This is a genomic window from Frankia sp. CcMO1 (assembly GCF_977945845.1).
The window spans coordinates 1-12,901 of the sequence record NZ_CDWTMG010000133.1 but is presented as its reverse complement, the minus strand read 5'-3'; the positions used below and the strand labels follow the sequence as shown (position 1 = coordinate 12,901).

The window sequence follows — 12,901 nt, the reverse complement described above, 5'->3', positions numbered from 1 at the left end:
CAGATCCGGAAATTCGACCCGGAGGTCTGGTGGAAGTACCGGCGGTCCGTGCGTGGCCGCCCGCAACTGTGCCGCAGGAAGCCGAGTTCGTGCAGCTCGGCGTCGGGGAAGGTGACGGCGCTGCCCTCACCGGCGGTCATGAGCTTGCCGTTCTGGAAGCTGAACGCCGCCACCGAGCCCAGCTCACCGAGCTTCTTACCCTGCCACTGCGCACCGTGCGCGTGCGCCGCGTCCTGGATCAGCGGGACCCCGGCATCCGCGGACAGCTTCGCCAGGGCGTCCATGTCGCAGACCTGGCCCGCCATATGCACCGGCATGATCGCCCGAGTGCGTGGGGTCACCGCAGCTGCCACGGCGGTGACCTCGATGCAGTACGTGTCCGGGTCGATGTCGACCGGCACGGCCACCGCGCCGAGGCGCTGGGCCGCCTGCAAGGAGGAGATGAAGGTGAACGCCGGCACGATGACCTCACTGCCAGGTCCGACCCCCAGGACCTGCAACGCGAGCTCCAACGCATGCGTCCCGTTGGTTACGGCGAGGGCGTGGCTGGCCCCATGGTAGGCAGCGAATTCCCGCTCGAAGGTATCGACCTCGCTGCCACCCATGCGCCACCATTGGCCCTGTTCCAACGCCCGGATCAGACCACCGCGCTCCTCGTCGGAGTACTGCGGCCAGGCTGGCAACTCCGGCGCATGCCGTGCTCTACCGATCACGATCCCCACCCTTTTCTTACCTGTGGCCATACCGTTGTTCTCCGCGCCGGGATCAAGGTTCCGTCGACGGTTCCATTATCGCGACCAGCGAAGGAATCCACACAAGAGGATGCATGACGGACGGTACCTTCAGTACCCCCGGGTTCCCCATCGACCTCCGGACATGACACATCGGCATCAACGGACGGGCTACAAATGAACTCTAGAAGAACATCTCAGCCAATCCGCCCAGCTCACAGGTGTCCAGCAGGTGGCTTTGCTATAAATGTGGGGTTCCGGATAAGAGACGCCGGCCGTCGAGCCGGCCAGCCTGTCTGCGAGGTGCCGTGCCCACGCTACTTCTCCTGAATGGCCCCAATCTGGGCATACTCGGCCGGCGCCAGCCGGAAGTTTACGGCACGGCGACACTGGCCGATATCGAGGCGGCCGTCGCGGCTCGGATCTCGGACCGCGGATGGAAACTGGTCTCCGTGCAACGTGAATCCGAAGGCGAATTGATCAACACCATTCAAGATAATTACGGCTCGATCGGCGCGATCGTCAATCCAGGTGCGCTGATGATGTATGGCTGGAGCCTTCGCGACGCTTTGGCCAACTATCCGAACCCGTGGATCGAGGTCCATCTCTCCAATGTCTGGGCCCGGGAGTCCTTCCGGCACGAATCCATTCTCTCGGCGCTCGCCCGGGGAGTGATCGTCGGCCTGGGGGCCCTCGGGTACGAGCTTGCCGCTCAGGCACTGCTGGACCTCGTCCCCGCGCCGAGCTGAGACGTCCCGCCGGGCCAGGAACGACTCTTCGGATGGCTGGTCACGCGGAGCAGCATTCGTACCCCCTTCCCAACGTGACCAGGCCACCCGCGACGTGGAACTCCCCACGCCAGGCCGGCCGGCTTCGGACGCACGAGTGTCCTCGGCCCGGTGTCATCTCCTCGGCCATGTCGATTCCTCGGCCGTGCCGGTCCGGCTCGGGCTTCCCGGCAGGCCGAAGAACCGGGGTGGCGCATTACTGGCATATGGCCGTACGGCCCTTTAGGGCATTTTTGGACGATGTGTTGCAAAGACCAGACCGGGGCCGCCGTACTTCCGCATCCGTAATGCCGGCGGGAGAGTGCCGCCCATGACGACGCACCCTGTTCATCCCGTTCATGAGGAACGGTCCTCCCAGCGGACGATCATTCGCCGAGATTCGCCGGTGGGCCTGTCGGTGGCGGGCCCCACCACCCCTACCAGGTGACCACCTCCGCCGGGAGCGCGGTGAGCTACTCCTGCGCGGTGAGGGCGTGGGTGGCGGCCGCGGCAACGGCGGGGGCGAGCCGTGGATGGTCGAGGGGAGGCAGCACGCTGCCGGGCGGCGTCTGACCGATGAGGGCGTGCACGGCGGCGAGGCGGGCAGCGGGGGTGACCGGGCGGCGAGTGGTGACGACCGCCCGCAGCAGTCCGGGCAGCGCGTGCAGCGGGCGCGGGCCCGAGGTGGCGCGGGCCAGCGGAGGGGGCGTCTCCGGGCGGGTCCGCAGGACGGGAACGCCCTTGGGCGGCGCCGCCAAGCCGATCAGGTCGACGATCAGATCGAGTTCGGGGGCGAGTAGGTGCAGCGGCTGGATGCCGTAATCGACCGGATCGTAGAGAGTGATCTCGTGGATGCCGACACCGATCAGTAAGCCGGCGAGATCGCCGCCCCGAGCCGGGTCCACGACGGCGACGCGGGCCCGCCCCGGCGCGAGGTCACGCGCCCGGAGATGGTTGAGGACCGCAGCCGCGGCGGCGACGGCGAGACCGTCGTTGACGGTGTCGAGCAGCAGATACGGGGCGGCGGACCGCAGCGCGGCGCGGGCGGCGTCGATACGGCGGACGTGTGTGTGGACCAGGACGGTGGCGGCGAATCCCGGAGCGAGCATGCCGATCGCCGCGGCGAGCTCGGCTGCGGTGTGGGCGGCGATCGGCATGGGGATGACGTCGAACCCGGTCGCCCGGTGCAGGTGGACCGCCTGGGACTCGACCGCTGGCAGGGCCGCCTCAGCGGCCAGCGGCTCGAAGTCCAGGACGGCGCTGCCGTCGGTGAGCAGCGCCACCCGGCGCGGCCGGCCGGTGAACCGGTCGGTGTGCGCCGGGTGCATGGCCAGGTGGCTGATGACGCGGCGATCGGCGTCAGCGTCCAACAACGCAAGATCGTGACCGGTCATGACCGACGCGCGGAGACACTGGGCGAGTTTGCCGGTCGACGCGACGGTGAAGACGGGATCCTCGGTCTGCAACAGATCGGCACCCAGCCGCTCCCGTAGCGCCCGGACCAGCCAGGTCAATGTGGACCCGCTGTCGGCATCCAACGTGATCCGCCGGCCGCCCCCGGGATCCGGCTCGTCCGCGTAGCACGTCACGGGGCCGGGGGCTGCGGCGATGACCGCCTCGATAATCATCGTGGCCCGGTGCGGAACGCGGACCGTGACGCTGTAGGCGGGGTTGACCCCGGCTGGACCGGCTGAACCGGCCGGGACAGCCGGTCCAGAGGGCGTCACGCCGGCTCCACCCGTGCCCGACTCCGTCGGGTGCGCGCCGGTCCCCCAGGCGACCCCTCGGCGGGGCTCCCATCTCCGGGAGTCCCATAGGCGGGGCTCCCGGAGATCGGTCCACCACATTTCATGCTCATGAGGAGCTTGTCTCCGCTTCGCGCAACTCGGCCAACAGCCCGGCCTGCCCGGCCGCCATCTCGATCAGAATCCGCCGGGCCGCGCGCATCAGCTCCGCCACGTCCCCGCCCGCGAGCGCGTACACCACCGTCGGGCCGTCCCGCGTCGCGGTCACGATCCCGGACCGGCGCAGCACCGCGAGCTGTTGGGAAAGGTTCGACGACTCCACCTCGATCGCGGCCAGGAGATCCCGCACCGGCATCGGCCCGTCCTGCAGCAACTCCAGCACCCTAATCCGCACCGGATGTCCAAGCATGCGAAAAAATTCCGCTTTAGCCTGGTGCAACGGAACTCGCCTCGTCACGAGCCACCTCCCGTCGACTCCGCGCAGCTCCGGCCGGGGCCTACCGGCCGAGGTACCAACCTGGCCGGAGTACCGGCGACCGCCCACCCAGAGACCACGTCGGCATGGTGAGCAGCGCCGCGACCCGTTCGCGCCCGATGGCGGCCTTCCCGCCAGTTGCAGAATTTATCAACTGTTCGTTACCACACTTCGGAGCCGGAAAACGGCTCTTTATCGCACGGCACGGCTCCACGGGGGGCGCTGTGTCCAAGATCTCGCTCACCTCATACTTTTGATCATGTAAATTGAAGAAACCTTCAATTTTTCATCCCAGCATACGGGAGGATCGGATCCGCATCGAGACGACAGCGGGGCAGGCCGAGGACTCCCGACCCCCGGCCCCACCCCCATAAGGACGGCCCCGTCACGCTGGTCCAAGCCACTCGGCCGGCTAGAACTCGGCCGGCTCCTGCCCGGCCGGGCCGATATCGAGAGCATGCGCCGCCAGCCAGGCCGTGACCTGCTCGCGGGGATGACCGTTGCGGTGGTCGCGCTGCCGCTCGCGCTGGGATTCGGGGTCTCCTCCGGCCTCGGCGCGACCGCCGGGCTGGTGACGGCGATCGTGGCGGGTGCTCTCGCAGCGGTCTTCGGGGGGTCGAACCTGCAGGTGTCCGGGCCGACCGGCGCGATGACCGCCGTGCTCGTGCCGATCGTGCACCGGCACGGGCCGGCCGGTGTGCTGACCGTCGGGCTGCTCGCCGGGATGATCCTGCTCGCACTCGCAGTCCTGCGGGTCGGCCGCTCCGTGCGATATCGCCGCGGTGATCTTCCTTCAGCAGGTTCCCCCGGCCCTGGGAGTACGCGCCCGGAACGGTGACCGGGTGACCAGCGTGGCCTGGGCGGCTGTAGCCGACTTCGTCCACCGGCCGCACTGGCTCGCACTTGCGCTCGCCGTCGGCGTCGCGGCGACGATGCTGGTCGGCGCCCGGCTGCGGCCCACGGTCCCGCTCTCGCTGCTCGCCGTGGCCCTCGCGACGGCCCTCGTCACGGCCCGCGGGTGGGACGTCACGACCCTCGGCGCGATCCCCGCCACCCTGCCCGGTCCCTCGCTCGGCTTCCTCGACATCACCGCGATCCCGACGCTCGCCACGGCCGCCGTCGCCGTGGCCGCGCTCGCCGCCCTGGAGAGCCTGCTCTCGGCCAGTGTCGCCGACGGGATGACCGTCGGCCAGAACCACGACCCCGACCGGGAGCTGTTCGGCCAAGGGCTGGCCAACCTTGCCGTCCCGCTGTTCGGCGGGGTGCCCGCCACCGGCGCGATCGCCCGCACCGCGGTCAACGTCCGCTCGGGTGCCTCGTCCCGGCTCGCCGCCCTCGCGCACGCCGTGGTCCTCGCCGGGGTGATGCTCGCCGCCGCCCCCCTGGTCGCGTGCATCCCGCTCGCCGCGCTCGCGGGTGTTCTGCTCGCCACGGCGGTGCGGATGGTCGAGGTCTCCTCGTTGCGCACCCTCGGCCGTGCGTCACACTCCGATGCCCTGGTCATGGCGCTGACCGCCGGGGCGACCCTCGCGCTCGACCTCGTCATCGCTGTCGTCCTCGGCCTCACGGTCACCGGCGCCCTCGCCCTGCGCGCGATCGCCCGAACCGCGCGGGTCGAGGAGGTGCCGCTGGACCCTGGCGATCATCACGATTCCGAACACGCGCTGCTCGCCGAGCACATCGTCGCCTACCGTATCGACGGCCCCCTGTTCTTCGCCGCCGCCCACCGCTTCCTGCTGGAGCTCACCGAGGTAGCCGACGTCGAGATCCTCATCCTCCGGCTGTCCCGGGTCAGCGCCGTCGACGGCACCGGCGCCCTCGTCCTGCGCGACGTCATCGACCGGCTCGAACACCGTGGCGTCAAGGTGTATGTGTCAGGGCTGCGACCCGAGCATGCCAAAGCGGTGGCCGCCGTCGGTCTGGTGGACCGGCTACGCGGCCAGGGACGCCTGTTCGACTCCACCCCGTCGGCCATCCAGGCCCGCCCGGGACCATCTCCACCACACCGGCGCCCTGGCTGCCGTCCCCACCGACCTGAGCCGGCGCGGCGTCAGCCGCGGTCGCGCGGCTCGCAACGCAGCTCGCCCCGCAGGGGACTCTGGTCCCACCGACCGGAGGCGGCGATCGACATGACGGATGTGCCCCAGGCAGGAATCGGACCTGCGGCCTACCGCTTAGGAGGCGGTCGCTCTATCCACTGAGCTACTGGGGCCGGCGAGGGACATCGAGTCTGGCTCGTGCAACAGATCATACGGGGTCGCGGAGCGGCCGGCCCGGGGGACACCATGGATCCCGATCGGCAGGGCATCCGCACACCGTCCACAGCCCGCCGACACGCTCGATCTACTGCAACGACCGATTATTACCGAAGGCTCATGACAGCCATCGAGGACCGTGGCCGCCCGGCACTGTGTACCGGCGCGGCGCGGCGCGATCAGCCGAACTGCTCGGCCATCTCGACGAGTTCCTTGCATTTCGGACAGATCGGGAAACGCGAGGGGTCCCGCACCGGTTCGAACTTGTAGCCGCACAACGCCGTAACCCGGCCACCCTCGATGGACGCACGAACGATCTCCTCACGACGGGCGTAGTGAGAGTGATCGTCACCTTCGTCCGTCTGGGTGTTCGATGTCTCAGGCGCGATCTGAGTCGTGCTCATGGCGTCAAGTCTAGTGCCGCGGGCGCCGCACGAGGACACGCCGCCGGACCGAAGCCATGGAACACGTCGTGGAACACCGACCCCGGTCCGCGGGAAGGGGGCGACGGGACATCGAAACCGGCCGGCCGGCATGGCCTTCGGGGGGCAGATGGCTCTTGTGACTCCCGGACGGGGCGTACCCTGGATAAGGACGAAGGAGACCGGTGACTGGATTGATCGACAGTACCGAGATGTACCTCCGAACCCTGTACGAGCTGAGGGAGGAGGGCATCCCCCCGCTGCGCGCGCGTCTGGTGGAGCGCCTGCATGTCAGCGCGCCGGCCGCGAGCGAGTCGACGGCTCGCCTGGCCAACGAGGGGCTGGTGTCCCTCGCCGACGACCGGACCGTGCAGTTCACGGAGAAGGGCCTGCTGCGGGCCACCGCCGTCATGCGCAAGCACCGTTTGGCCGAGCTGCTGCTCACGAAAGTCATTGGGTTGGACTGGGCGCTGGTACACAACGAGGCCTGCCGGTGGGAGCATGTAATCTCCGACGAGGTCGAGGCGCGCCTCACCGTCCTGCTCGGCGATCCAAATCGCTGCCCGTTCGGTAACGAGATCCCGCCTTCCCGGCAGCACCACACCACGGCGCGGCCGACCTCCGCCCCGGTGAGCCTACTGGCGTCGGCCGACCTCGCATCGTCCGGCGGTGGCAGGCCGGTCACGGTGAGCTGGATCTCCGAGCGGTTGCAGACGGACGAAAGCATCATGCGCCGGCTTCAGGACGCCGCGATCGTCCCCGGCGCGCAGATCACGCCGGGCTCCCGCGGCAACCTGATCCACATCGTCACCCCCAACGGCCAGACCAACGCGGAGATCAGCCGTAGCACCGCGGCTCTCGTCTACGTCGACCGCTGACCCGTCGCCCACGGCACCGTCGCCGTCGCCGTCCTGATCGCTTCCGCCGACGGCCGATGGTGTCACGCTCCCGGCCGCACGCCCCCCCGGAAGCTCGACCACCAGATCTTCTCCACCCTGACCACCTCCCCGGTCCGCGGAGCGTGGATCATCTTCCCGCCCCCGATATAGATCCCGACATGATCAAGATCGGCATAGAAGAAGACGAGATCACCGGGAATGAGGCCCGCCCGGTCCACGCGGCGCCCCTCATTCCATTGTGATCCGGTGTAGTGGCTCAGCGAGACCCCGGCCTTCCCCCAGACCCACTGCGTCAGGCCCGAGCAGTCGAAGGACTTCGGCCCCGCCGCGGCCCACACGTAGGGCTTGCCCAGCTGGGCGTATGCCTCCTGCACCGCGCGCGACGCGCCACCGCCGCCCGTCGACGGGGTGGGTGCCGGGGTAGTCGGGGCCGGGGTAGTCGGGGCCGGGGCGAACGCCCGGCCCGCGGCCGCAGCCGCGGCCGACTCCTTCCGATAACGGACCCGTTCGGCCGCGGCCTTCCTGGCCGCCGACGCCGCAGCGGCGGCCTGCGCCGCCCTGCGGGCCCGCGCGGCGGCGGCCTGACGTTCCCTGGCCTGCCGTTCCAGCAATGCGTAGCGGGATTCGAGCCGCTGCAGCAGACTGCGCTGTTCGGCGGCGGACGCCTCGATGGACCGCTTCCGCGCGGCGAGCCGCATGACGATCTTCCTCTTGCCCGCGAGTGCCATGTCATCGCTCCGGCGTGCCTCGGTGAGATCCCGACGCGCGAGCCGCAGGCCGGTGTCCGCCACCCGTTGCCGGCGGGCCAGCGCATCGACCGCACCGGCCCGGTCGAGTACCTGTCGGGGGTCGCCGGTCAGCAGCAACGACAGTTGCCCGAATCCCCCGGCCCGATCCGCCGACACCGCCAACCCCCGATGTTTGTCCGCGGCCTGCCGTACAGCATCGTCAGCACGGTCGACCCGCCCGGCCGCGGCGGCCGCGGCCCGCTCGGCCTCGGCCAGCCGAATACGTTCGGCGTTGAACACCTCGGTGGCAATCGCCGTCTGACGCATGGATTCGTCCAGCCGTACCCGGGTACCGTTGATCTCCGCCTGCAGACTCTCCGGGCTTCCCGGGCTCCCCGGGGCCGACCCGGAGGCCGGAGTCGCCGGCGCCGCCCAGGCGGATCCGGCAGACCCCCAGACAACCGGAGGCCCGGCGACGAGAATGCCGACCAGTCTGAGAACAATGGGCGCTCCGGCTTTCGGGCGCCATCCGGTCGGATCGTTCCCGGTCGGCTGGGGACCGTCGGTCGGGCCGGCGGCGGGAGTCTGCCTTGCGACGTGTTTCGAAGTTCGCTGGCCGAACCGGGATGGCGGGACAGCACGGGGACGGCGGGGCCCGGGGCGCGGTTCGCCGGCGCTATGCCAGCCCTCCGTGGGGACACTGCTCACACTGCCGGATGGTAACTCTATGCAGTTATACAGTCACGGAAGCACGCCGTGACGAGCGGAGAGTCTCCAAGTGCCCACCGCCAGCCGACGAGATCGGGTCACAGGCCACCCAATTTAGCGATTTCACACGTCAGAAACAGCTAAGACATAGGTCGGGAACAGATCTTGCCGACTCTGCGGACCCGAGGATCCGGGACGAGCGCAGCGTGGCCGGGGACCGGGTGAGCGCAGTCCGCGCATCGCGCGGGGAATGACAGGAGAGACATGGACAAATTGAATTCGGGCGATACCGCGTGGATGCTTATCAGTTCCGCGATCGTGCTGTTCATGACGCCCGGACTGGCGTTCTTCTACGGTGGCATGGTCCGAGCGAAGAACGTACTCGGAATGATCATGCAGAATTTTTTCTGCATCGGGATCGTCACGCTGATCTGGTCGGCCATCGGGTTCAGCGTCGCATTCGGCGAGGGTAACGGCTTCTGGGGCGGATTCGACTTCTTCGCGCTCCAGGACCTCTCCGGCAGCGACGGCGCGATCCCGTACGTCGTGTTCGTCGCCTTCCAGCTGATGTTCGCGATCATCACGCCCGCCCTCATCACCGGCGCGATCGCCGATCGGATGAAGTTCAGCGCCTTCGCGATCTTCATCCCGCTCTGGTCGCTGCTGGTCTACTCGCCGATCGCACACTGGGTGTGGGCGAGCAAGGGCTGGTTGTTCGAGCGCGGCGCGTTGGACTTCGCGGGCGGCACGGTCGTCCACGCCAACGCCGGTATCGCGGCGATCGTGCTGGCGCTGATCCTCGGCAAGCGGGCCGGTTGGCCGACCGGCGACTTCCGTCCCCATAACGTCCCGTTCGTTCTCCTGGGCACCGGCATCCTGTGGGTCGGATGGTTCGGGTTCAACGCGGGTTCCGCGCTGGGCGCCAACAAGGTCGCCGGGTACGCCCTGCTCAACACCCAGATCGCGACCGGCGTCGCGATCCTCGGATGGCTCGCGGCCGAGCAGCTGCGCGACGGCAAGGCGACCACCCTGGGAGCCGCGTCCGGCGCGGTCGCGGGTCTGGTAGCCATCACCCCGGCCTGTGGTTTCGTCTCTCCGATGGGTTCGATCGCCGTCGGCGGCATCGCTGGCGTCGTCTGCGCCCTGGCCACCTCGATCAAGGGCAAGGTCGGCATCGACGACTCGCTCGACGTCGGTGCGGTCCACCTGGTCGGCGGTGTGCTCGGCGCCCTGCTGACTGGCCTCTTCGCCACTGTCGACACGAACGAGGCCGGCAAGGACGGCGTCTTCTACGGCGGCCCGTGGAGCGTCTTCGGGGAGCAGGCGCTCGCCGTTGGCGCGACGCTGGGCTACTCGGCCGTCGTGACGGCAATCATCGCTCTCGCCCTGAAGTACACCATCGGTCTCCGGCTGAACGCCGACGACGAGATCGCCGGCATGGACGAGGCGTTGCACGGGGAGACGGCGTACCGCTTCACGTCCATCGGCGGTAGCGGCTCGCTGCCCACGAGCAGCATCAGCCCCGTCAAGGTGCCCGAGGAGGCCCAGGCATGACCAAGCTCGTCACCGCCGTCATCAAGCCGTTCAAGGTCGACGACGTGAAGGCGGCGCTCGAGACCCTGGGCGTGCACGGACTGACGATCTCCGAGGTCCAGGGCTACGGCCGGCAGAAAGGCCACACCGAGGTCTACCGCGGCGCCGAGTACAAGGTCGACTTCGTGCCGAAGATCAAGATCGAGGTGGTCGTCGCGGACGGGGCGGTCGACGATCTGGTCGCGGCGATCACGTCGTCGGCGCAGACCGGCAAGATCGGCGACGGCAAGATCTGGGTCGTTCCGGTCGAGTCGGTGGTACGGGTCCGTACCGGCGAGCGGGGGGCGGACGCGCTGTAGTAGTGCCGGGCGTGGCAACGCCACCGCGGCACGGCTCCACCGCACCACCCGACTCCATCCATCACCGTTACCACGCACCACCCGGCACCACGCACCACCCGCGACACGCACCACCCGCGACACCACACGATCCGGCACCACCCGAGACCACAGTTGCGCTGGTGCGCGTTTCTGTGTCCTCGGCTCGGCGCTCCGCTGGCCGTGATCGCTCCAGATTCGAGATCGATCACGGCCAGACGGCCGAACGGAGGAGGACAGCCATGACGGACCGCCTGGAGATCCTCAAGGGCCGCTCCGAGCGCCTGCCCACGGCGACCGGCCCACGGCTGCGCCGCATCCTCACCGACCTCGCCGACCATGCCCTAGTCGACCTGTTCGGCGATCCCGGGCCGGGAATGGCCCTAGTGGCCGTCGGCGGCTACGGACGCGCGGAGCCCGCGTTCGGCAGCGATCTCGACCTCGTCCTCGTCCACGACGGCAAACAGAACGACATCTCCGCCGTCGCCGACGCGGTCTGGTATCCGCTGTGGGATTCGGGGGTGGGCCTCGATCACAGCGTGCGCACCGTCGACGAGGCCATCATGGTGGCCGACGGTGACCTCAAGGCCGCGCTCGGCCTGCTCGACGCCCGCCACGTCGCGGGTGACGCGACGCTGGCCACGCAACTCGCCCAGCGGGCTCGCGCCCGGTGGCGGTCCCATGCCCCGAAACGACTGCCCGAGCTCGCCGAGGCCGTCGCGGAACGGGCCGCCCGGCTCGGTGAGGTCGCGTTCCTGCTCGAACCCGACCTGAAGGAATCCCGCGGCGGACTACGTGACGTCCATGCCCTGCACGCCCTCGCGGCGGCCTGGGTCGCCGAGTCCCCCTCCGAGCGGGTAACCGCCGCCGGTCAGGTGCTGCTCGATGCCCGCGGCGAGATCCGCCGGCTGAGTCGGGGACGAGCCCACGATCGGCTCCTGCTCCAGGACTCCGAGGCGGTCGCCACCATGCTCGGCTACGCCGACGCGCTCGCACTCGCGCACGCGGTCGCCGACGCCGGACGCGCCATCTCCTGGACCTGGGACACCACCTGGTACCGGGTCGCGGCCGGCCTGCGGTCGGTGGCGCGGTGGCGCGGTGGCGGCCGGCGGCCAGCCCGCCGCCCCCTCGGCGAAGGGGTGGTCGACCAGGACGGCGAGGTCCAGCTCGCCCGGGACGTCGATCCGGCGAAGGACCCGGTCCTGGTGCTGCGGGCCGCCGCCGCGGCCGCACGAAGCGGGCTCCCGCTGGGCCGCTACGCCGTCGACCGGCTGGCCCGGGAGGCTCCACCGATGCCCGACCCCTGGCCTGACGCCGCCCGTGACGCGCTGGTCACGCTGCTGGCCACCGGCGACGCGGCCGTGGGGGTGCTGGAATCCCTCGACCAGGTGGGGCTGCTCGTCCGGCTCATCCCGGAGTGGGCGGCGGTGCGCAGCAGACCACAACGCAATCCCTACCACCGTTACACCGTCGACCGGCATCTGATGGAGGCCGCGGCGCGGGCCGCCGCGCACACCCGCGAGGTGGACCGGCCGGATCTGTTGCTGCTCGGCGCCCTCCTGCACGACATCGGTAAGGGCTTCTCCGGCGACCACACCGACGCGGGCATCGTGCAGATCGAACGGATCGGCCCGCGGCTGGGCCTGCCGCCCGAGGACGTTGACGTGCTTGTCGCCATGGTCCGCCACCACCTGCTTCTCGGCGAGGCCGCGACCAGGCGGGACATCGACGATCCCGGGACAATCGAGAGCGTCGCCGCGTCCGCCGGCAGCGTGCGGATCCTCACCCTGCTGCACCGACTGACCGAAGCCGACTCCCGGGCCACCGGCCCGACCGCGTGGAACGCCTGGAAGGCGCGGCTGATCGGTGACCTCGTCGAGCGGGCCCGGGCCGTCCTCGGCGGCGAGCGGGTCCCGTGTCCCCCGCACCTCGACGATCGGCAGCGTGGTCTGCTCGCGCTGCCCGACGAGCACGTCGTCCAGGTCAATCCGCTGCCGGACGAGGGCATGTTCGAGATCGTGGTGGTCAGCGCCGACCACGTCGGACTGCTGGCGATCATCGCTGGTGTCCTTGCGCTGAACCGGTTGGACATCCGGCGGGCCTCGGCCCGGAGGAACGGCGGTCGGGCGCTGCTGCAGGCCGCCGTGGCCGCGCCGCACGGACGGGTACCGGAGCCGGCGCGGCTGCTCGCCGACCTGCGGGCCGCGCTCGCCGGCACCCTCGACGTCGCCGGTCGGCTCGCCGCCCGGGAACGCGACTAC

Annotated in this window: 10 protein-coding genes, 1 tRNA gene and 1 pseudogene; 6 read left to right on the top strand and 6 right to left on the bottom strand. The window is 69.8% G+C overall.

The features are described from left to right. The coding region (locus AC08OU_RS15795; RefSeq protein WP_476605211.1) for an aminotransferase class I/II-fold pyridoxal phosphate-dependent enzyme at window positions 1–713 on the bottom strand (713 nt) is incomplete at its 3' end. A 326-nt stretch (window positions 714–1,039) separates the two neighbouring features. Here AC08OU_RS15795 and AC08OU_RS15790 point away from each other — a divergent pair. Next, a complete protein-coding gene (locus AC08OU_RS15790; RefSeq protein WP_462188008.1) occupies window positions 1,040–1,480 on the top strand; it encodes a type II 3-dehydroquinate dehydratase in 441 nt (146 codons plus the stop codon). A gap of 491 nt (window positions 1,481–1,971) precedes the next feature. Here the strand turns inward: AC08OU_RS15790 and AC08OU_RS15785 are convergent, their stop codons facing one another. Beyond that, window positions 1,972–3,225 carry a malic enzyme-like protein gene (locus tag AC08OU_RS15785; RefSeq protein ID WP_462203930.1) on the bottom strand — a complete coding sequence of 418 codons (1,254 nt, stop codon included), beginning with the start codon at window positions 3,223–3,225 and terminating at the stop codon, window positions 1,972–1,974. Window positions 3,226–3,352: 127 nt separating this feature from the next. Beyond that, window positions 3,353–3,700 (bottom strand): ArsR/SmtB family transcription factor, encoded by a 348-nt coding sequence (locus tag AC08OU_RS15780; RefSeq protein ID WP_476599799.1) that lies wholly within the window; start codon window positions 3,698–3,700, stop codon window positions 3,353–3,355. A 475-nt stretch (window positions 3,701–4,175) separates the two neighbouring features. Here AC08OU_RS15780 and AC08OU_RS15775 point away from each other — a divergent pair. Beyond that, window positions 4,176–5,619: pseudogene (locus tag AC08OU_RS15775) on the top strand (SulP family inorganic anion transporter); the annotation flags it as partial. Window positions 5,620–5,857: 238 nt separating this feature from the next. On the opposite strand, the gene AC08OU_RS15770 reads toward AC08OU_RS15775, so the two are convergent. Beyond that, window positions 5,858–5,930: transfer RNA gene (locus AC08OU_RS15770), tRNA-Arg, on the bottom strand. A 222-nt stretch (window positions 5,931–6,152) separates the two neighbouring features. Continuing rightward, a complete protein-coding gene (locus AC08OU_RS15765) occupies window positions 6,153–6,377 on the bottom strand; it encodes a DUF3039 domain-containing protein (protein ID WP_023839854.1) in 225 nt (74 codons plus the stop codon). 203 nt (window positions 6,378–6,580) lie between these two features. On the opposite strand from AC08OU_RS15765, the gene AC08OU_RS15760 reads away from it, so the two are divergent. After that, a complete protein-coding gene (locus tag AC08OU_RS15760; protein ID WP_476599798.1) occupies window positions 6,581–7,273 on the top strand; it encodes a metal-dependent transcriptional regulator in 693 nt (230 codons plus the stop codon). Window positions 7,274–7,335: 62 nt separating this feature from the next. Here AC08OU_RS15760 and AC08OU_RS15755 read toward each other — a convergent pair whose 3' ends face one another. Then, on the bottom strand, window positions 7,336–8,349 hold the full coding sequence (locus tag AC08OU_RS15755; protein ID WP_476599796.1) for a C40 family peptidase: 1,014 nt from the start codon (window positions 8,347–8,349) through the stop codon (window positions 7,336–7,338). A 645-nt stretch (window positions 8,350–8,994) separates the two neighbouring features. On the opposite strand from AC08OU_RS15755, the gene AC08OU_RS15750 reads away from it, so the two are divergent. The 3 genes from AC08OU_RS15750 to AC08OU_RS15740 all read left to right on the top strand — a co-directional run. Continuing rightward, window positions 8,995–10,284: an ammonium transporter gene (locus AC08OU_RS15750; protein WP_476599794.1), complete on the top strand. Its 1,290-nt coding sequence runs from the start codon at window positions 8,995–8,997 to the stop codon at window positions 10,282–10,284. Next, a complete protein-coding gene (locus AC08OU_RS15745) occupies window positions 10,281–10,622 on the top strand; it encodes a P-II family nitrogen regulator (RefSeq protein WP_011434886.1) in 342 nt (113 codons plus the stop codon). The genes AC08OU_RS15750 and AC08OU_RS15745 overlap by 4 nt, the downstream gene beginning before the upstream one ends. Before the next feature lie 260 nt (window positions 10,623–10,882). After that, window positions 10,883–12,901: [protein-PII] uridylyltransferase (locus AC08OU_RS15740; RefSeq protein WP_476605210.1), on the top strand; the 2,019-nt coding region annotated here is incomplete at its 3' end.